General features: G+C 35.1%; 28 protein-coding genes. 24 read left to right on the top strand and 4 right to left on the bottom strand.

From position 1 onward, the window contains the following. Positions 1-53 precede the first annotated feature (53 nt). The 4 genes from rlmB to NCC77_RS21940 form a co-directional block, all read right to left on the bottom strand. Positions 54-788 carry a 23S rRNA (guanosine(2251)-2'-O)-methyltransferase RlmB gene (gene rlmB, locus NCC77_RS21955; RefSeq protein WP_095931505.1) on the bottom strand — a complete coding sequence of 245 codons (735 nt, stop codon included), beginning with the start codon at positions 786-788 and terminating at the stop codon, positions 54-56. Positions 789-871: 83 nt separating this feature from the next. Beyond that, a complete protein-coding gene (locus NCC77_RS21950) occupies positions 872-2314 on the bottom strand; it encodes a SusD/RagB family nutrient-binding outer membrane lipoprotein (protein WP_250837470.1) in 1443 nt (480 codons plus the stop codon). 1 nt (position 2315) lies between these two features. Beyond that, complete coding sequence (locus tag NCC77_RS21945) at positions 2316-5546, bottom strand: SusC/RagA family TonB-linked outer membrane protein (protein ID WP_250837469.1); 3231 nt, start codon at positions 5544-5546, stop codon at positions 2316-2318. An 84-nt stretch (positions 5547-5630) separates the two neighbouring features. Further along, a complete protein-coding gene (locus NCC77_RS21940; protein ID WP_250837468.1) occupies positions 5631-7331 on the bottom strand; it encodes a BamA/TamA family outer membrane protein in 1701 nt (566 codons plus the stop codon). 182 nt (positions 7332-7513) lie between these two features. Between NCC77_RS21940 and rpsL the strand changes: the two genes are divergently transcribed. From rpsL to rplO, 24 genes are all read left to right on the top strand, one after another. Continuing rightward, positions 7514-7897 carry a 30S ribosomal protein S12 gene (gene rpsL / locus NCC77_RS21935; RefSeq protein ID WP_007136570.1) on the top strand — a complete coding sequence of 128 codons (384 nt, stop codon included), beginning with the start codon at positions 7514-7516 and terminating at the stop codon, positions 7895-7897. A 24-nt stretch (positions 7898-7921) separates the two neighbouring features. Then, a complete protein-coding gene (gene rpsG / locus NCC77_RS21930; RefSeq protein ID WP_026727879.1) occupies positions 7922-8398 on the top strand; it encodes a 30S ribosomal protein S7 in 477 nt (158 codons plus the stop codon). Positions 8399-8408: 10 nt separating this feature from the next. Further along, complete coding sequence (gene fusA, locus NCC77_RS21925) at positions 8409-10565, top strand: elongation factor G (RefSeq protein ID WP_111364460.1); 2157 nt, start codon at positions 8409-8411, stop codon at positions 10563-10565. Positions 10566-10575: 10 nt separating this feature from the next. Next, on the top strand, positions 10576-10881 hold the full coding sequence (rpsJ, locus tag NCC77_RS21920; RefSeq protein WP_007803605.1) for a 30S ribosomal protein S10: 306 nt from the start codon (positions 10576-10578) through the stop codon (positions 10879-10881). Positions 10882-11285: 404 nt separating this feature from the next. Then, positions 11286-11903, top strand: a complete 618-nt coding sequence (gene rplC, locus NCC77_RS21915; protein ID WP_095931500.1) for a 50S ribosomal protein L3 — start codon at positions 11286-11288, stop codon at positions 11901-11903. After that, the gene (rplD, locus tag NCC77_RS21910; protein ID WP_111379744.1) at positions 11903-12532 is read left to right on the top strand and encodes a 50S ribosomal protein L4; all 630 of its coding nucleotides are present in this window, start codon (positions 11903-11905) and stop codon (positions 12530-12532) included. Before rplC ends, rplD begins: the two co-directional genes overlap by 1 nt. A 7-nt stretch (positions 12533-12539) precedes the next feature. Then, positions 12540-12830, top strand: a complete 291-nt coding sequence (rplW, locus tag NCC77_RS21905) for a 50S ribosomal protein L23 (protein WP_008464286.1) — start codon at positions 12540-12542, stop codon at positions 12828-12830. 9 nt (positions 12831-12839) lie between these two features. Beyond that, positions 12840-13664 carry a 50S ribosomal protein L2 gene (rplB, locus tag NCC77_RS21900; protein WP_008464287.1) on the top strand — a complete coding sequence of 275 codons (825 nt, stop codon included), beginning with the start codon at positions 12840-12842 and terminating at the stop codon, positions 13662-13664. A 6-nt stretch (positions 13665-13670) separates the two neighbouring features. Then, entirely contained in the window at positions 13671-13949 is a 279-nt protein-coding gene (gene rpsS, locus NCC77_RS21895; RefSeq protein ID WP_008464288.1) for a 30S ribosomal protein S19, read from the top strand. An 8-nt stretch (positions 13950-13957) separates the two neighbouring features. After that, positions 13958-14371: a 50S ribosomal protein L22 gene (rplV, locus tag NCC77_RS21890; protein WP_007803631.1), complete on the top strand. Its 414-nt coding sequence runs from the start codon at positions 13958-13960 to the stop codon at positions 14369-14371. A gap of 5 nt (positions 14372-14376) precedes the next feature. Next, positions 14377-15135 (top strand): 30S ribosomal protein S3, encoded by a 759-nt coding sequence (rpsC, locus tag NCC77_RS21885; protein ID WP_008464292.1) that lies wholly within the window; start codon positions 14377-14379, stop codon positions 15133-15135. A gap of 19 nt (positions 15136-15154) precedes the next feature. Further along, a complete protein-coding gene (rplP, locus tag NCC77_RS21880; protein ID WP_008464295.1) occupies positions 15155-15580 on the top strand; it encodes a 50S ribosomal protein L16 in 426 nt (141 codons plus the stop codon). Between the two features lie 12 nt (positions 15581-15592). Further along, complete coding sequence (gene rpmC, locus NCC77_RS21875; RefSeq protein ID WP_008464297.1) at positions 15593-15784, top strand: 50S ribosomal protein L29; 192 nt, start codon at positions 15593-15595, stop codon at positions 15782-15784. A 17-nt stretch (positions 15785-15801) separates the two neighbouring features. Beyond that, positions 15802-16062, top strand: coding sequence for a 30S ribosomal protein S17 (gene rpsQ / locus NCC77_RS21870; RefSeq protein WP_012022485.1), 261 nt, complete (start codon positions 15802-15804; stop codon positions 16060-16062). A gap of 2 nt (positions 16063-16064) precedes the next feature. Next, positions 16065-16433 carry a 50S ribosomal protein L14 gene (gene rplN, locus NCC77_RS21865; RefSeq protein ID WP_007803649.1) on the top strand — a complete coding sequence of 123 codons (369 nt, stop codon included), beginning with the start codon at positions 16065-16067 and terminating at the stop codon, positions 16431-16433. A gap of 11 nt (positions 16434-16444) precedes the next feature. After that, positions 16445-16759, top strand: coding sequence for a 50S ribosomal protein L24 (gene rplX, locus NCC77_RS21860; protein ID WP_026727873.1), 315 nt, complete (start codon positions 16445-16447; stop codon positions 16757-16759). 2 nt (positions 16760-16761) lie between these two features. After that, complete coding sequence (rplE, locus tag NCC77_RS21855) at positions 16762-17313, top strand: 50S ribosomal protein L5 (protein WP_012022484.1); 552 nt, start codon at positions 16762-16764, stop codon at positions 17311-17313. A 3-nt stretch (positions 17314-17316) separates the two neighbouring features. Beyond that, positions 17317-17586, top strand: coding sequence for a 30S ribosomal protein S14 (rpsN, locus tag NCC77_RS21850; protein WP_008464305.1), 270 nt, complete (start codon positions 17317-17319; stop codon positions 17584-17586). A 105-nt stretch (positions 17587-17691) separates the two neighbouring features. Beyond that, a complete protein-coding gene (gene rpsH / locus NCC77_RS21845; protein WP_008464306.1) occupies positions 17692-18090 on the top strand; it encodes a 30S ribosomal protein S8 in 399 nt (132 codons plus the stop codon). Between the two features lie 19 nt (positions 18091-18109). After that, entirely contained in the window at positions 18110-18652 is a 543-nt protein-coding gene (gene rplF / locus NCC77_RS21840; RefSeq protein WP_248728271.1) for a 50S ribosomal protein L6, read from the top strand. A gap of 11 nt (positions 18653-18663) precedes the next feature. Continuing rightward, the gene (gene rplR, locus NCC77_RS21835; RefSeq protein WP_035650451.1) at positions 18664-19014 is read left to right on the top strand and encodes a 50S ribosomal protein L18; all 351 of its coding nucleotides are present in this window, start codon (positions 18664-18666) and stop codon (positions 19012-19014) included. A gap of 3 nt (positions 19015-19017) precedes the next feature. Further along, positions 19018-19542, top strand: a complete 525-nt coding sequence (rpsE, locus tag NCC77_RS21830) for a 30S ribosomal protein S5 (protein WP_085949269.1) — start codon at positions 19018-19020, stop codon at positions 19540-19542. A gap of 11 nt (positions 19543-19553) precedes the next feature. Further along, positions 19554-19736, top strand: coding sequence for a 50S ribosomal protein L30 (gene rpmD, locus NCC77_RS21825; protein WP_008464315.1), 183 nt, complete (start codon positions 19554-19556; stop codon positions 19734-19736). A gap of 11 nt (positions 19737-19747) precedes the next feature. After that, complete coding sequence (rplO, locus tag NCC77_RS21820; RefSeq protein WP_250837467.1) at positions 19748-20200, top strand: 50S ribosomal protein L15; 453 nt, start codon at positions 19748-19750, stop codon at positions 20198-20200. The last annotated feature ends 10 nt before the right edge of the window (positions 20201-20210 follow it).

Raw genomic sequence — 20210 nt, 5'->3', positions numbered from 1 at the left:
AATTAAAGGTGTTTAATTATTTCATTCGCATCTTAATCTCTCAATGTGTTTTTTTAGGTTCTTTGGCGAACGGCTTCGTATAGAAAAGCGCCACAGGCTACAGATACATTTAATGAGCCAATTGTGCCGAACATTGGCAATTTGGCTTTTTCGTCAACTATTTTTAAAACAGAAGGATTTATTCCTCGATCTTCGGATCCCATAATAATAGCCAATGGTTCTGTTAGCGATATGTCGTATATGTTTTGATCTGTTTTTTCAGTTGCAGCAACTGTTTTTACTCCAGAACCTTGCAAGTAAAAGATCGCATCTTTTATATGTTCAACTTTGCAAATAGGCACATTGAATACTGCTCCAGCAGAAGTCTTAACGGTATCTCCATTAACGGGAGCCGAACCTGCTTTTTGTATAATAATTCCGTTAACTCCAGTACATTCAGCTGTTCTAATAATAGCGCCAAAATTTCTAGCATCTGATACCTGATCTAATATTAGAAAAAGAGGTTTTTGACCTGATTCAATTGTAGATTCAACTAAATGTTCTAAATCAATAAAACCAATAGGAGAGATAGTTGCTACTGCACCTTGATGATTATTTGGAGTAAGGCGGTTTAGTTTTTCTACAGGTACATAAGAGAAGTTAACGTTTGCACGTTTCATTACCTTCATTAAATCCTTCATAAGCTCACCAGAAATGTCTTTCTGTATGAAAACTTTATCTACTTCTTTTCCTGCTTGAATTGCCTCTATGATGGCTCTAATGCCAAATATTTGATGTTCTTTTTCCATTGGACAAATATAGGTAATATGTTTATATAAAAAAACCGCCCTGAATTAACAGAGCGGTTTGATATAATTGTTTTTAGAATAAATTAGAATTTATCCCAGAAAACGTGAACTTTAAGTTTGTTTCCTCCAATTGCAGTAGAAGCAGCAGCCCAATTTGCATTGTTTACTGTTTGCTCGTTGATTGGATAAGTATAACGTTTTGGAATTTCTCCTTCAGCAGCAGCAACAGCGTTAGCAGGTGCAACTAAAGCAGGGAAATCTAATCTTCTGTAAGAGTTCCAAGATTCAAATGGTCTGTTGAAGAAAGCGATCCAAGCTTGTTGACCGATTTTTTCTTTGTAAGTTGCTCCAGCAGCAGTAGCATAAGCTACTTCTGGTTTAGCTAAGTAAGCAGCAGCTTCACTTGCAATTCCCCAGTTTTCGAAAGAAGCAGTGATTGCTCTGTTATAGTAGTACTCAGCAGTATTTCCAACAGCATATCCTCTTGCAGCAGCTTCAGCTAAGTAGAAGTTAGATTCAGTAGCCTCAGCTAATAAACCTGGGAAATCAGCAGCTTTTAACTTATCTCCAATAGCAGAGAAATTTTGGTAAATGTTAGTTGGACCATTAAGACCTCCTTTGTAAGATCCGTCAGGCATTGCATTGAAGTAAATAGCTCTTCTTGGATCTTGTAAAGTATTCATTGCGTTAACAATAGTTTCAGAAGCAACGAAGTCATTACGGTTACTAGCTACTAAGTTAGCAAAAATAGGGTTGTACATTGGAGCAGCTCCTGGATAGTCGAAAGTTGCATTTTGAGTATTGTTTAAGATAACTCCTGCATTGTAAGCACTTTCAACTGTACTTTTAGAAAGTGCAGCATCAGCATCAGCTAAATTCAAACCAATTTTTAATTTCAAAGTGTTAGCAAAAAGTTTCCATTTTGCTACATCACCTCCATAGATAAAGTCAGCAGAACCAAAAGAATCAGCACTAGTATCTAATTGAGCAATAGCTGCATCTAATCTAGTGATTAATTTAGGGTAAATAGCTGCATCATCTTCGTATTTAGGTAAAATTACTTCTTTTACTTTTAATGCGTCAGTATAAGGAACATCTCCGTAAGTATCCACTAAAACTTGGAAAGTGTAAACTTGAAGGATTTCAATTAAAGCAATTTTGTTTTTTTGCACAGCTGCATCACCAGCCTCAGTTAAAATTACTTCTTTTGAAGTTTGTAAGTTACCTAATGTACTTCTGTATAGTGCATTCCAGTGTCCGTCTCCGATTCTTCTTGTAGTAATGTTGAATCTTGCTTCAGTGTTGTACTGAGTTGCAGCCCAATATTGAGATGCATATCTAAGAACACTTAGGTTGACACTTGGAGTTACTAGTTGATCTGTAAGTTCTTTTTCAGCATTCGTGAAAAGCGTCTCAGAAGGTACGTCGTAAGATTTGTCCTGGTCATTGTTGTATGTAGGATCATCGCTTACACAGCTTGTCATAAATAATGACAATGCTGTTATTGAGAGGATTAATTTTTTCATCTTAGAAAGTCGCTTTAATATTAAATGAGTATACTTTTGTTGTTGGCATTACACCTGATTGAAAACCTTGAACGTTTCCAGATGATTGTCCAGCTTCAGGGTCAGCATACGGTAAATTTTTGTGAATAATCCAAAGATTATTTCCTAATAAACTAAATGAGATTGATTTAGCCATTGTTTTGTCTAAGAATCTAGACGGTACATTGTATGTGAAACCAACTTCTCTTAATTTTACGTAAGATGCATCGTAGATGAATTTTTTGTTTGGTTCAACTTCAACACCAAAACCAGCTCCTACCATGTTTGCAGGGATTCTAGATTGGTTTGGAGTACCATCTTCGTAAACACCGTCAAGGATAATACCACCACCATTAGCGATAGAGTTTCTTAATGGGTTTCCTAAGTCGTTAAGACCAGCAGTTTCTGGGTAAAGACCTGTGTATTGTCCGTAAGCTTGATCTAGAGAGTAAACACTTCCTCCTTTTTTCATATCGATTAAGAAGTTCAAAGAGAAATCTTTGTAGTTAAATCTGTTAGAAAGACCACCGATCCAGTCAGCTTGAATGTTTCCAATTACTTTATCAGTAGCAAGTAGGTAGTAACCATCTTCGTCAACTGTTTTGTTTCCGTTTGCATCATATACATAGTCTGTTCCTCTCATTGTACCGTAAGGTTGACCAACAGTAGCATTTAAAGAAACTCCATTTTGCCATGAAGCTAATTGTAAGTTATCTCTTCCTTGGTTCAAAGAAACAACTTCGTTTCTGTTTCTAGACCAGTTTACACCAACTTGCCATTCGAAATCTTTAGTTTTAACTGGTGATCCGAATAAAGATACCTCGATACCTTTGTTTTGCATTTCTCCAGCATTAATTTGTGAAGTTGCAAATCCTGTAGATGTAGATTGTGGTACGTTGAAAATTTGATCTGTAGTGTTAGATTGGTATACAGATACGTCAAAACTTAATCTGTTTTTGAACATAGCTGCCTCAACACCAAACTCCCAGCTTTTTAATTTTTCTGATCTTAAGTTTTTAAAGTCAACGAAAGTAGAGTTGTTAGCGAACATTAAGTTTCCGCCAATTAATCCATTGTTAATTTTCCATCCAAGTAGACCAGCAGCAGGGTCGTTACCTACAACTGCGTAGTTAGCTCTAAGTTTTAAGTTGTTTAACCAATCTTGTTTGATTAATTCAGATGCAATGAAACTTGTTCCAACTGACCAATAATCATATTTATTATTGTTTTGTGGTAAAGCAGTAGATTGATCTCTTCTGTATGAAGCTTCAACGAATACGATTCTGTTGTAATCAATAGATCCTTGAGTATAAAGACCTAGTTTGTTGTAGTTGATCTCTTGCTCAATTGGAGCAACAAATGACATCGAGTTAGCCAATGTAAATAATCCAGGAGCTACTAAACCTCCAGTTGTTGATCCATCGAAAGAATCTACGTGAGATTTAATGAAAGTTGATCCACCTAAAAGTTTTGCTGAAATTTTTTCAGAGATTTTTAGGTCGTAAGTTGCGATGAAATCGTAAGTTGTCTGTAAGAAGCTTCTTGTATATAATGAATATCCAGAAGTTTCGTCAAGAGCTTGTAAACCAAACTCTTCAGCGTGGCTTCCTTTTTCTTTTCTTAATTCTTGTCTGTCGTTAGAAGTATCTACAGTAACACGTCCTAAAACATTAAAGTTTTTTGTTATATCATAAGAGATATTAGCACCTGCAAGAACTCTAGTTCTGTCATCAGAAGAGAAGTTTTTGTAACGGTCAAAGTATGGGTTGTTCCAGTAAGCTGGAGAGAAATTTCCATTTAATGGATCATTCATATTCCAAGTAACGTTTTGTCCGTTTACATTGTATGCGTCTTTTAATTCTCTAACATCAACGTTAGTTTGCCACCATTGTCTGAAACCAGTTAAGATGTTATCTCCATAACCTGTACTATTTCTACCTACAGTAGATTGGTCAGAGAATGTAAAGAATGCAGATGTTTTAATTTTGTCTGATAAGTTTCTTGTGAAACTACCATTAAGAATGTTTCTGTTTAATCTACTGTTTGGTAAAATTCCAGATTCATTGTTGTTAGTATAACTAAAGTTATAAGAACCTTTTTCGTCACCACCACTTAAACCAACGTTGTTAACTGTGCTGAAAGACTTTTGGAAGAATTTTCCAGGATCATTAGCAGCAGCAACCCATGGAGTAGCTTTACCATAATTAGCGTTGCCTGGAGCAAAAGCTGTCCATTGGTATACATTTAAATTTGGGTTGAAAGCATTACCGAAAGAAGCATCAGCTGTCATGTCAACAATTTGATCTGGAATACCATCTCCGTTTACATCTGCTGTATAGAAACTATCATTTGGTGCAGCATAACCATTAGCTCCGTAACCTTTTTGGTACTTAATGAAAGTATCTTTATCATAAGAACCCATAGAAGTTGTAGAACTGAAGCTTACTCCTAAAGCGCTGTTTTTCTTACCTTTTTTAGTAGTAATCATAATCGCACCATTTGCAGCCTGGCTACCATACAATGCAGTCGCAGCAGCACCTTTAAGTACTGTAATCGATTCGATGTTGTTTGGATCAATATCAGAAGCAGAGTTACCAAAGTCAAAACCACCTCTTCCGCTTTTTGAAGATGCTGAGTTTAAGTTGTCATTGCTAATAGCAACACCATCAACAACCATTAATGCTTGGTTGTTTCCAGTTAAACTTTTTGATCCACGTAGTACGATGTTAGTAGATCCACCAAAGTTAGAGTTAGTTTTAACCTCTAAACCTGCAACTTTACCAGATAAGTTGTTTAGGAAGTTGTTTGTTGGTGTTGAGTTAACTGTTTTTTCATCCAGTTTTTGTGATGAGTAACCTAAAGATTTTTTCTCTCTTTTGATACCTAAAGCTGTTGTTACTACAACTGCCTCAAGTTCTTGTGCGTCACCTGATAATTTAACATTAACTACAGATGAGCTTGCAGCTACTTCTTGGGTTTTCATTCCAATGTAGCTAAATACCAAAACTTGGCTTGAAGATGCTTTAATAGAATATTTTCCATCAAAATCAGTTTGTGTTCCAGTTTTGCTTCCTTTCACTAATACACTTACCCCCGGTAAAGGCATACCTGTATTATCGGAAACTGTTCCTGAAACAGCTCTTTCTTGCGCAAATGTCAATTGCGCAACTAGTACTAATAAAAGCACTAAGAATCCATTGAACTTTAGTTTCATTTTTAAATATTTTGAATTAGTATCGCAAAACTCTTAATAATTTGTTAACTTTCCTAATAAAAAAAATATTTTTTTTGGTAAACCCTAAAATTTAACATTATAACATATGTTTACGATAGTGTTATATAATTGTATTTCCTGTTGATTTTGTTGTCCATTCGTGAGAATAATTCGTAAAATTCCGTTTTTTGTTTCTATTCCTACACCTATGCCGATTCCTATTAAATTCTTAATTTTTTTAGGATTTGAAATATTGGTTAAGTCTTGATATATAGCATAATCGGCTATAGAATGGATGTAAGCGCTTTTTGAAAACATATATCTGTATTCTGTAAGAAATGCAGAATAAAAATTTGCCTGTAGACTGTTTTCTGAAAATCCTCTGATTGAATTCATACCTCCAAATCGAAATAATTCATTGGTAATATAATTTTTGCTGTCTAAATAGCAACTTTGAGAATTTATGTTAATGAAATTCTTGTTATTAAGTTCGAAATTGTATGCGGCATTTACATTTATATAAAATTGTTTGCTAGGATCTGCTGTTTCAAGATCATTATTTGTTTCTCTTTTTCCAAGGCCTATTATCGAACTTAAAAATGCTTTTCCAGGCATGAGGCTGTTATTGGAGTCCGTTTTTTTGTATTCGTATGTTGAAGTGAAGTAGGAATTGTTGAAATCACTAATAGTAGAATTATTGATGTTTTGAATATCGCTTGATTCGGTAGATTGGTAGCCAAGGTAGATCTTGGAATTGTGATTTAAATAGTAGCCAAGATTGATGTCTGTTTTAGTGTTCTGAAATGTGCTGTCTTGTTTGAAGATGTTTAGTTGTGCTTTTATTCCAAGTGGAGATTGAAACAGATAGGGGATTTCAAGTTTTGTGTTGAAGGTTTTTTGTTGGTTTCCGTCGCTTTTCCAATAAAGAGAAAATTTTTCGCCAGCTCGTAATATGTTTGTTAGTGAAATGTCCAAATAACCATTTAGAATTAACTTTTTGTTTTCGTCATTTGAAAAACCAATATATCCATCAAAATTGTTCGCTTTTCTTTTGTCAAGATAAATGTAGATTTTGGTCGAATCTGAAGTGAATAAGATTTCGGGATACTTGGGCTGTGAAACAAATTCAAAACTATTAATATCGTCATAAAGTTTTTTGACAGTTTCTTGATTAAAAGTTTTGTTTAGGTATTTTTTGTTTAATTGTTTAAGCGCTCCTTTTGGAAAATAGTCTTTCAGAGAAGGGTTTGTGTAATTTACAATAATTGAATTTAAGGTTCTTTTTTTTTCGGAATCGAAATTTAAATCAGCGTAAATTATTGAATTCTTTTTTTTAATGTTTTCAAGTTTGATTTTAGAAAATGCAAATCCTGCTTTTTCGTTGTCTGATATTTTTTGATTTAAGAAATTTTCAAGTTCTGTATAGGGTATTATTATGCTGTCTTTTGTTATTGTTTTTGAGTGGTAAAAAAAACTATTTATACCTATATATATATGTATCTCTTTTATTCTAGTTTGCAAGTCTATTAAAATAGTATAAGTGCTGTCGTTTGCCTTTTTGTTTTCTAATGTTTTAGCGTCTATATAGCCTTGTTTTGCTAGTTTGTTTGTTACTGTTGAAATTTCATTGTTTAGTGATTTTATGTTTGGATGTTTTTTTATGTAAAAAATGGAGTCAATAGTTTGATCTTGTTTTTTGTTTATTCCAGTTATATTAAGGTAGAAAGATTGCGCAAAACAATTTGATGATAGAAGTAAAATGAGTATGTAATGTAATTGTTTCAAAAGCAATTGTTTTGTTAGTTAAATGTAAAGCAAATATCTAATGTTTCTTTGTGAAATCATAGATATAAATAATGTTGTTGAAAATTAATGATTTAACGTTTGTATAGTGAAAATTATTTTATACATTTGCAACCCCGTAAAAAGCGGGAATTTAATAAACATAATAATTTTTAGTATTAATTATGCCAACAATTCAACAATTAGTAAGAACAGGAAGAACTCAGATCACTAAGAAGAGTAAATCGGTTGCTTTAGATTCTTGTCCTCAAAGAAGAGGGGTTTGTACGCGTGTTTACACTACTACACCAAAAAAACCAAACTCTGCAATGCGTAAAGTTGCGCGTGTACGTTTGACAAATGGTAATGAGGTGAATGCTTACATCCCAGGTGAAGGACATAATCTACAAGAGCACTCGATAGTATTAGTGCGAGGTGGAAGGGTAAAAGATTTACCAGGTGTTAGATATCATATCGTTCGTGGAGCTCTTGATACGTCAGGTGTTGCAGGAAGAACGCAAAGAAGATCTAAGTACGGTGCTAAACGCCCAAAAGAAGCAAAAAAGTAATTTAAAAACTTTTAAGAAAAAGACATGAGAAAAAGAGCGGCAAAGAAAAGACCACTTTTACCGGATCCAAGGTTTAATGACCAATTAGTTACACGTTTTGTGAACAACTTAATGTGGGATGGTAAGAAATCTACAGCTTTTAAAGTATTTTATGATGCAATTGATATCATAGAAACTAAAAAGCAAAATGATGAGAAAACTTCATTAGAGATCTGGAAAGATGCTTTAACTAACGTTATGCCTCACGTAGAAGTACGTAGCCGTAGAGTTGGTGGAGCTACATTCCAAATTCCAATGCAGATTCGTCCAGACAGAAAAATTTCTATGGCAATGAAGTGGTTAATACTTTATTCTAGAAGAAGAAATGAAAAATCTATGGCACAACGTTTAGCTTCTGAGTGTTTAGCTGCTGCTAAAGAAGAAGGTGCTGCGGTTAAGAAAAGAATGGATACTCACAAAATGGCAGAAGCTAATAAAGCATTCTCTCACTTTAGATTTTAATTCGTAAGAAATGGCTAGAGATTTAAAATATACAAGAAATATCGGAATCGCTGCTCACATTGATGCTGGTAAAACAACAACAACTGAGCGTATTCTTTTTTATACTGGAAAGTCACACAAAATTGGTGAGGTGCACGATGGTGCTGCAACAATGGACTGGATGGCTCAAGAGCAAGAAAGAGGTATTACAATTACTTCTGCTGCTACAACTTGTACTTGGAATTTTCCAACTGTACAAGGTAAGGTTATTCCAGAATCATTACCGTACCACTTTAATATTATTGATACTCCTGGGCACGTTGACTTTACTGTAGAGGTAAACCGTTCTTTACGTGTACTTGATGGTTTGGTTTTCTTATTTAGTGCTGTTGATGGTGTTGAGCCTCAATCAGAAACTAACTGGAGACTTGCTGATCAATATAGAGTTCCTCGTATGGGATTCGTAAATAAAATGGACCGTCAAGGTGCTAACTTCTTAGCTGTATGCGGACAGGTTAAAGATATGTTGAAATCGAATGCGGTTGCAATTACTTTGCCTATTGGTGATGAAGCAGATTTCAAAGGGATTGTTGACTTAGTTAAAAATCAAGCTATTGTATGGCATGATGAAACTCAAGGAGCTACTTTTGATATCGTTGATATTCCAGCTGATATGGTTGATGATGTAAAGCACTACCGTTCTATCCTTATCGAAGAGATTGCAACTTATGATGAAAATCTTTTGGATAAATACATGGAAGATGAAAACTCTATTACAGAGGAAGAAATCAACAATGCTTTAAGAGCTGCAACTATCGATATGGCAATCATTCCTATGCTTGCTGGTTCTTCTTTCAAAAACAAAGGAGTTCAATTTATGTTAGATGCTGTTTGTAAGTATTTACCATCTCCATTAGATAAAGAAGGTATTGAAGGAATTCACCCTGACGATGCTGAATTATTAGAAGAAGATCAAACTAAAATCTTACGTCGTCCAGATGTAAAAGAGCCGTTTGCTGCTTTGGCATTTAAAATTGCTACAGATCCATTCGTAGGTCGTTTAGCTTTCTTCCGTGCTTACTCTGGGCGTTTAGATGCTGGTTCTTATGTTTTAAATACTCGTTCTGGTAACAAAGAGAGAATTTCTCGTATTTACCAAATGCACGCTAACAAACAAAATCCAATCGAATTTATTGAGGCTGGAGATATTGGAGCTGCTGTAGGATTTAAAGATATCAAAACAGGAGATACTTTGTGTGATGAAAAGAGTCCAATTATCTTGGAATCTATGAAATTCCCAGAGCCGGTAATTGGTATTGCTATTGAGCCTAAAACTAAAGCTGACGTTGATAAAATGGGTATGGCTTTGGCTAAATTAGCTGAGGAAGATCCAACGTTTACAGTAAGAACTGATGAGGCTTCTGGTCAAACTATTATTTCTGGTATGGGTGAGCTTCACTTAGATATCTTAGTTGATCGTATGAAACGTGAGTTTAAAGTAGAGGTTAACCAAGGTGAGCCACAAGTAGAATATAAAGAGGCGTTTACTAAATCTGCTCAGCATAGAGAAACTTACAAAAAACAATCTGGAGGTCGTGGTAAATTCGGTGATATCGTATTTAGAATCGAGCCTGCTGATGAAGTTGATGGTAAAGTTCCTGTAGGATTGCAGTTTGTTAATGAGGTAAAAGGTGGTAACGTTCCTAAAGAATATATCCCTGCTGTTGAAAAAGGTTTCCGTGAGGCTATGAAAACAGGTCCATTAGCTGGATACGCTGTTGATAGTTTGAAGGTAACTTTATTAGACGGATCTTTCCACCCTGTGGATTCTGATGCTCTTTCTTTTGAATTAGCTGCTAGAATGGGTTATAAAGAGTCAGGACGTGCTGCTGGAGCTGTTATTCTTGAGCCAATCATGAAAATCGAGGTTATTACTCCAGAAGAAAACATGGGTGATATCGTAGGTGATTTGAACCGTCGTAGAGGTCAAGTTAATGACATGGGTGATAGAAATGGTGCTAAGACTATCAAAGCTGACGTGCCTTTATCAGAAATGTTTGGTTATGTAACTACATTAAGAACACTATCTTCTGGTAGAGCAACTTCAACAATGGAGTTTTCTCACTATGCAGAAACACCTTCTAATATTTCAGAAGAGGTAATCAAAAAAGCAAAAGGTAACGCTTAATTTTAAGAAAATGAGTCAAAAAATCAGAATAAAACTAAAATCTTACGATCACATGTTGGTGGATAAATCTGCTGAAAAGATCGTAAAAACAGTAAAAACTACTGGAGCGGTTGTAACAGGTCCAATTCCGTTGCCAACTCACAAAAAACTTTTCACTGTATTACGTTCTCCGCACGTTAACAAAAAAGCGAGAGAGCAATTTGAGGTAATGTCATACAAGAGATTGATTGATATTTATTCATCTTCATCTAAAACTATTGATGCTTTAATGAAACTTGAATTGCCAAGTGGAGTTGAAGTTGAGATTAAAGTATAATTTTTTTTATATTTTTTTATATAAAAAGCGAGGCATTTTTTGTCTCGCTTTTTTTGTTTTAAAAAGTTGTTTTTAGTTTGTGAAATTTAATTTTTTTTATTTTATAAAAATTTTACTTTTTTGTAAAAGCCTTTGTTTTAAAGGGGTGCGAGTTTTTTTTGTTGTGATTTTATTAATTAATTGTTATGATTGGGTTGCTTGAAGATTGAAAAAACAGACTCAAATTTTATTGTGATTAAAGTTGGTTTTGGTGTTGTTTTGGTGCTTGGATTTTGATTATGAGCGATTTAATTTTTACAACTGTTTGGTATATTCGTTTTTAATGTCTACTTTTGCACTCCCTGTTTGGAAATTTCTGTTATTTTCAAATTGAAGGGAATTTTAGTAATTAATAATTAATATTTATGTCTGGGTTAATTGGTAAGAAAATCGGCATGACTAGTATCTTTGATGAAAACGGGAAAAACATTCCTTGTACAGTAATCGAAGCTGGTCCATGCGTTGTTACCCAAGTCAGAACCAAAGAGGTTGACGGGTATGAAGCGTTGCAACTTGGTTTCGATGACAAAAACGAGAAACATTCTACTAAAGCTGCTTTAGGGCACTTTAAAAAAGCTGGAACTGTTGCTAAGAAAAAAGTCGTTGAATTTCAGGATTTTGCAACTGAACAAAAATTAGGAGATCTTGTAGATGTTACTATTTTTGCAGAAGGAGAATTTGTGGATGTGCAAGGTGTGTCTAAAGGTAAAGGTTTCCAGGGTGTTGTTAAACGTCACGGTTTTGGTGGTGTTGGACAAGCTACTCATGGTCAGCACAACCGTTTAAGAGCGCCAGGTTCTGTAGGAGCTTCTTCTTATCCATCTAGAGTGTTCAAAGGAATGCGTATGGCTGGAAGAATGGGAGGAGAAAATGTAAAAATTCAAAACCTTAGAGTTTTAAAAGTAGTTGCTGATAAGAATCTACTTGTTGTTAAAGGATGCGTTCCTGGGCACAAAAACTCTTATGTAATCATTCAGAAGTAATGGAAGTAAAAGTATTAGATTTCAACGGAAAAGATACTGGTAGAAAAGTTCAACTTTCTGATTCAGTATTCGCAATTGAGCCAAACAATCACGCAGTATATCTTGATGTTAAGCAATATCTTGCTAATCAAAGACAAGGTACTCACAAAGCTAAAGAAAGAGCTGAAGTAACTGGAAGTACGCGTAAGATTAAAAAACAAAAAGGAACTGGTACTGCGCGTGCAGGAAGTGTTAAGAATCCATTGTTTAAAGGTGGTGGAACAGTTTTCGGACCAAGACCAAGAAGTTATTCATTCAAATTGAATAAAGGCTTAAAGAGATTAGCTAGAAAATCAGCTTTCTCGATCAAAGCAAAAGAGTCAAATATCGTAGTTTTAGAAGACTTTAATTTTGAAGCACCAAACACTAAAAATTTCATTAACGTTTTGAAAGCTTTAGGGTTAGAGAATAAAAAATCTTTATTTGTGTTGGGTGAGTCAAATAAAAATGTATATTTGTCGTCACGTAATTTAAAGGCTTCAAACGTCGTAACTAGCTCAGAATTAAGCACTTACGCAATATTAAACGCTAATAATTTAGTGCTTTTGGAAGGTTCTTTAGAGTTAATTGAAGAAAATTTAAGTAAATAATAGGAATATGAGCATTATTATTAGACCTATAGTAACGGAAAAAGTAACCAAAGAAAGTGAAGTTCTAAACCGTTTCGGATTCGTTGTTAACAAAAAAGCAAACAAAGTTGAGATTAAGAAAGCTGTTGAAGCTGCTTATGGAGTAACTATCGTTTCTGTTAACACAATGAATGTGAGACCAGATAGATCTACTAAATACACTAAAAGTGGTTTAATCAGTGGAAAGACAAATGCTTATAAAAAAGCAATTGTACAAGTACAAGAAGGAGAAACAATTGATTTTTACAACAATATCTAAGATAGAAAAATGTCAGTAAGAAAATTAAAACCTATTACCCCGGGTCAGCGATTTAGAGTTGTGAATGGTTATGACGCTATTACAACTGATAAGCCGGAACGCTCATTGATAGCGCCGATAAAAAACTCAGGAGGTAGAAATAGTCAAGGAAAGATGACCATGCGTTATACGGGTGGTGGTCACAAGCAGAGATATCGTATTATTGATTTCAAAAGAACTAAAGATGGAATTCCAGCTACAGTGAAATCAATTGAATATGATCCAAATCGTACTGCATTTATCGCTTTATTGGCTTACGCTGATGGAGAGAAAACTTATATTATCGCACAAAATGGATTGAAAGTTGGTCAGAAATTAGTTTCTGGACCAGAGTCTCAACCAGAAATCGGTAATACATTACCTTTAAGCAGAATTCCTCTTGGAACTGTTATATCTTGTATTGAGTTACGTCCAGGACAAGGAGCGGTTATCGCTCGTTCAGCTGGAACTTTTGCTCAGTTAATGGCAAGAGACGGGAAATATGCAACAATTAAAATGCCTTCTGGTGAGACAAGATTAATCTTGTTAACTTGTTCGGCTACGATTGGAGCTGTTTCTAACTCTGACCATCAATTAGTTGTATCTGGAAAAGCAGGTAGAACAAGATGGTTAGGAAGAAGACCTAGAACTAGACCAGTAGCGATGAACCCAGTTGATCACCCTATGGGAGGTGGTGAAGGACGTTCTTCTGGAGGGCACCCACGTTCAAGAAACGGATTGCCAGCTAAAGGTTACAGAACTCGTTCTAAGAAAAACCCGAGTAACAAGTATATCGTAGAACGTAGAAAGAAATAATAAGATATGGCACGTTCATTAAAAAAAGGACCTTTCGTTCATTATAAATTAGACAAGAAAGTTCAAGAAAACGTAGAAAGTGGTAAAAATGCAGTTGTTAAGACTTGGTCTAGAGCTTCAATGATTACTCCAGATTTCGTTGGACAAACTATCGCAGTTCATAACGGTCGTCAATTTGTACCAGTTTACGTAACAGAAAACATGGTAGGTCACAAATTAGGAGAGTTTTCGCCAACTAGATCTTTTAGAGGTCATGCTGGAGCAAAAAATAAAGGTAAAAAATAAAAGAAGCAATGGGAGTTCGTAAAAGAGAAACAGCAGATGCGAGAAAAGAGGCTAATAAGTCTATCGCTTTCGCAAAATTGAATAACTGCCCTACTTCACCTAGAAAAATGCGCTTAGTAGCGGACTTGGTAAGAGGTCAGAAGGTAGAAAGAGCACTTAACATTTTAAGATTCAGTTCTAAAGAAGCTTCAAGAAAATTAGAAAAACTATTATTGTCTGCAATCAATAACTGGGAGCAAAAAAATAGTGAAGGTAATTTAGAAGAGGCTGGATTATTTGTTAAAGAGATCAGAGTAGATGGTGGAATGATGTTAAAAAGACTTCGTCCAGCTCCACAAGGTCGTGCACACAGAATAAGAAAACGTTCTAATCACGTAACAATCGTGCTTGGAGCTATCAATAACACACAAAGCAATTCTTAAGCAGCATGGGACAAAAGACAAATCCAATTGGAAATAGACTTGGTATCATCAGAGGATGGGACTCAAACTGGTATGGTGGAAATGATTACGGTGATAAACTTGCCGAAGATCACAAAATCAGAAAGTATATCCACGCTCGTTTATCAAAAGCTAGTGTATCAAAAGTAATCATCGAGAGAACTTTGAAACTTGTAACCGTTACTATCACTACTGCTAGACCTGGTATCATTATTGGAAAAGGTGGACAAGAGGTAGACAAGTTAAAAGAAGAACTTAAGAAAGTTACTGACAAAGAGGTTCAAATCAACATCTTTGAAATTAAAAGACCTGAGTTAGATGCTTATCTTGTGGCGACAAGCATCGCTCGTCAAATCGAAAGCCGTATTTCTTATAGACGTGCAATCAAAATGGCTATTGCTGCTTCTATGCGTATGAACGCTGAAGGTATCAAAGTTTTGATTTCTGGTCGTTTGAATGGTGCTGAGATGGCGCGTTCGGAAGGTTTCAAAGAAGGTAGAATTCCTCTATCAACTTTCAGAGCTGACATTGATTATGCACTTGCTGAAGCTCACACTACTTACGGTAGAATGGGGATCAAAGTGTGGATCATGAAAGGTGAAGTTTACGGTAAGAGAGAACTTTCTCCACTTGCTGGAATGGACAAAAAACAATCTGGTACAGGTGGTGGAAAAGGTGGAGATGCTCCTAGAGGCAAATCTAACTTTAACAAAGGTGGAAAACCAGACGCTCGTAAAAGAAAGTAAATTTTTAAACTAAAGAAAAATGTTACAGCCTAAAAGAACAAAATACCGTAAGGTACAAAAAGGTAGAATGAAAGGTAACTCTCAAAGAGGGCATGAACTTTCAAATGGAATGTTTGGTATTAAATCTGTACATGAAGATGGAATGTTCTTAACTTCTCGTCAAATCGAAGCTGCACGTATCGCTGCAACTCGTTACATGAAAAGAGAGGGACAATTATGGATTAAAATTTTCCCAGACAAACCTATTACTAAGAAACCTCTTGAAGTACGTATGGGTAAAGGTAAAGGAGCAGTTGAGTATTGGGCTGCTGTTGTTAAACCAGGAAGAATTATGTTTGAAGTTGGAGGAGTTCCATTGTCAGTTGCAAAAGAGGCTTTACGTCTTGCAGCTCAAAAACTTCCAGTAAAAACTAAGTTCGTCGTTGCTAGAGATTTCGAAGCATAATTTATATTTATTATGAAACAATCAGAAATAAAAGATCTTTCTGCAGCGGAGTTGCAAGAAAAGCTTAGTCAAACTAAGAAAGTATATGCTGACCTAAAAATGGCTCACGCAATCTCTCCAATTGCTAACCCACTTCAAATTAGAAGCGTTAGAAGAACAGTTGCAAGATTAGCTACAGAGTTAACTAAAAGAGAGTTACAATAATTGTATTCTGCTGAAAGATGGAAGAAAAAAGAAATTTAAGAAAAGAAAGAATAGGTGTTGTTACTTCAAATAAGATGGATAAATCTATCGTTATTTCGGAAGTAAGAAAAGTAAAACACCCATTATACGGTAAGTTCGTGTTGAAAACTAAGAAATATGTTGCACACGACGAAACAAACGACTGTAACATTGGAGATACTGTAAGAATTAGCGAAACGCGTCCTTTAAGTAAAACAAAATGTTGGAGATTAGTTGAAATCTTAGAAAGAGCTAAATAATTATGGTACAACAAGAATCAAGACTAAAAGTAGCAGATAACACGGGAGCTAAAGAAGTTTTAACTATTCGTGTTTTAGGAGGTACTAAAAGAAGATATGCCTCTGTTGGTGACAAAATTGTAGTTTCTATCAAAGATGCAACTCCAAACGGAAACGTGAAAAAAGGAGCTGTTTCAACTGCAGTTGTTGTGCGTACTAAAAAAGAAGTGAGAAGAGCTGATGGTTCTTATATCCGTTTCGATGACAATGCATGTGTTCTTTTGAACGCTGCAGGGGAAATGAGAGGAACTCGTGTTTTTGGTCCGGTAGCAAGAGAACTTCGTGAAAAACAATTCATGAAAATTGTATCATTAGCACCAGAAGTGCTTTAATTCGTTTTAAGATGATAAAGCTAAAAATAAAATCAGGAGATATCGTAAGGGTTATTGCTGGAGACCATAAAGGGGCTGAAGGTAAAGTTTTACGTGTTTACCGTGAAAAAAACAAAGCGATCGTTGAAGGTGTAAACATGGTTTCTAAACATACTAAACCAAGTGCTAAAAACCCTCAAGGTGGTATCGTTAAGAAAGAAGCTTCTATTCAAATTTCTAACATTGCTTTAATTGATCCTAAAACTAAGGAGACAACTAGAGTAGGTATTAGAGTAGAAGGAGATAAGAAAGTAAGATTTTCAAAAAAATCTAATCAAGTACTATAGTAATGGCATATACACCTAGACTAAAAGAAGAATATAAGAGTAGAGTAATCTCTGCTCTTAAAGAAGAGTTCGGATATACAAACGTGATGCAAGTTCCTAAACTTGAGAAAATCGTTTTGAGCCGTGGAGTTGGTGCAGCTGTATCTGATAAAAAACTTATTGACTATGCAGTTGATGAGTTAACAAAGATCACTGGACAAAAAGCAGTTTCTACAATCTCTAAGAAAGACGTTGCGTCTTTCAAATTGAGAAAAGGAATGCCTATTGGAGCAAAAGTTACTTTACGTGGAGAAAGAATGTATGAGTTTTTAGATAGACTTATCACTTCTGCTTTACCACGTGTTAGAGATTTTGGTGGTATTAAAGCTACTGGATTCGACGGAAGAGGTAACTACAATCTTGGAGTTTTAGAGCAAATCATTTTCCCAGAAATTGATATTGACAAAGTAAACAAAATTTCAGGAATGGATATTACTTTTGTTACTACTGCAAAAACAGACAAGGAAGCAAAGTCATTATTGGCTGAATTAGGATTACCTTTTAAAAAGAATTAAGACATGGCTAAAGAATCAATGAAAGCCCGCGAGGTTAAAAGAGAGAAAACGGTAGCTAAGTACGCTGAAAAGAGAAAAGCTTTATTAGAAGCTGGAGACTATGAAGGTTTACAAAGATTACCTAAAAATGCTTCACCAGTTCGTTTACACAACCGTTGTAAATTAACAGGTAGACCTAGAGGTTACATCCGTCAATTCGGTATTTCACGTGTAACTTTCCGTGAAATGGCTAACAATGGATTAATTCCTGGTGTTAAAAAAGCATCTTGGTAATCTGGCAATAAGTTATTACTTTTGCAAACCAAAAAATAATTTTTAATTGATTAAAGGTTCGGGAGATGAGTATCTCCCGAAAACCATAATCGCAATCAAATACATATGTATACAGATCCTATTGCAGATTATTTGACTAGAGTTCGTAACGCTGTGGCTGCAAACCACAAAGTTGTTGAAATTCCAGCATCTAATCTTAAAAAAGAGATAACTAAGATCTTATTTGATCAAGGTTATATCTTAAGTTACAAATTTGAGCAGAACACAGTTCAAGGTTCTATCAAAATTGCTTTGAAGTATGATAAAGATACTAAAGAGCCTGTAATCAAAGATATCCAAAGAATTAGTAAACCTGGTTTACGTAAGTACGCAGGTGCTGCCAAATTACCTAGAATCCTTAACGGATTAGGAATTGCTATTGTTTCTACATCAAAAGGTTTGATGACAGGAAAACAAGCTAAGCAATTAAATGTAGGTGGTGAAGTAATTTGTTACGTATACTAATTTTAAACACTAGATAAAGATGTCAAGAATAGGTAAAAGCCCAATTGTAATCCCTGCTGGTGTAACTGTTGAAGTTAAAGACGGTATTATTACAGTAAAAGGAAAAAGAGGTCAACTAGTACAAGAGTTTTCGGACGTAAATGTAACTGTTGAAGGCGATCAAGTTTTAGTTGAAAGATCGTCTGATCATAAAGACCATAGAGCAAAACACGGATTATTTAGATCTTTGATCAATAATATGATTGTTGGTGTATCTGAAGGTTTCACAAAAGAACTAGAATTAGTTGGAGTAGGTTATAGAGCTTCAAACCAAGGTCAAAAATTAGATTTAGCTCTTGGGTATTCTCACAATATTGTTTTAGAAATTGCTCCAGAAGTATCTTTAGAAACAGTATCTGAAAAAGGTAAGAACCCTATCGTAAAATTAACATCGTTTGATAAACAACTTTTAGGTCAAGTAGCTGCGAAAATCAGAGGTTTCCGTAAGCCTGAGCCATACAAAGGAAAAGGTGTTAAATTTGTGGGTGAAGTATTAAGAAGAAAAGCAGGTAAATCAGCTTAAAATATAAGATTATGTCATTAACAAAATCTGAAAGAAGACAGAGAATTAAATTCAGAATTAGAAAATCGGTTAGTGGTTCTGCTGCAAGACCTAGACTTTCTGTTTTTAGAAGTAATAAAGAAATTTACGCTCAAATTATTGATGATGTAAATGGAGTTACTATCTTAGCTGCATCTTCTAGAGAAAAAGAAATAGGAAAAGGTACTAACGTTGAAGTAGCTGCTGCTGTTGGAAAATTAGTTGCAGAGAAAGCGTTAAAAGCTGGGATTGATACCATCACTTTTGATAGAGGTGGATATTTATATCACGGGCGTATTAAATCATTAGCAGAAGGCGCAAGAGCCGCTGGACTTAAATTCTAATATATTATGTCTAAATACAAAAATGTAGAATTGGTAAAACCTAGTGGTCTTGAATTAAAAGATCGTCTAGTTAGTGTTAATCGTGTTACTAAAGTTACAAAAGGTGGTAGAGCTTTCGGTTTTTCTGCTATTGTAGTTGTAGGTGATGAAAATGGAGTAGTTGGTCATGGATTAGGAAAATCTAAAGACGTTTCTGAAGCAATTGCGAAAGCAGTAGAAGATGCTAAGAAAAATTTAGTTAGAATTCCTTTGAATGGACAATCTGTTCCTCACGAACAAAAAGGTAAATTTGGTGGTGCACGCGTATTCTTAATTCCAGCGTCTCATGGTACTGGAGTTATTGCTGGTGGAGCTGTTCGTTCAGTTCTTGAGTCAGTAGGTATTCACGATGTATTGTCTAAATCTCAAGGATCATCAAATCCGCATAACGTAGTAAAAGCAACTTTTGATGCTTTATTGCAAATGAGAAGCGCTCATACTGTTGCAAAACAGAGAGGTGTTTCTTTAGAGAAAGTTTTTAAAGGTTAATTCAGGAAATTATGGCTAAATTATTAGTAAAACAAGTAAGAAGCAAAATCAACTGTCCTCTTTCTCAAAAGAGAGGGTTGGAAGCTTTAGGTCTACGTAAAATTGGACAAGTTGTGGAGCATGAGTCAAATCCTGCTATCCTTGGGATGATAAACAAAGTTAAACACTTAGTTTCTGTTGAAGAAGCTAAATAACAAATACTGTTATGAATTTAAGTAACTTACAACCTGCTGAGGGATCTACACACAATCAAAATAAAAGATTAGGTAGAGGAGAAGGTTCTGGAAAAGGTGGTACCGCTGCACGTGGACACAAAGGGGCAAAATCTCGTTCTGGTTATTCTAAGAAGATTGGTTTTGAAGGAGGGCAGATGCCACTTCAAAGACGTGTGCCTAAGTTTGGTTTCAAAAACATCAATCGCAAAGAATACGAAGGTGTTAATTTAGATACTCTTCAATTATTAGTTGATAACGGTGCAATTACTGATTCTGCTTCTATGACAGAGTTCGTGGCAAATCGTCTAGCTACTAAAAATGAGATCGTTAAGATTTTAGGTAGAGGAGAATTGAAAGCAAAATTAAAAGTAACTGCCCACAAATTTACTGCTACTGCAAAAGCTGCTATTGAAGCTGCTGGTGGAGAAGCTGTAACTATATAACTTATCTATT

Origin of the sequence: Flavobacterium tyrosinilyticum (genome assembly GCF_023656565.1) — a bacterium.
Taxonomy (GTDB): domain Bacteria; phylum Bacteroidota; class Bacteroidia; order Flavobacteriales; family Flavobacteriaceae; genus Flavobacterium; species Flavobacterium tyrosinilyticum.
This window is presented reverse-complemented; position numbering and strand designations above follow the sequence as displayed.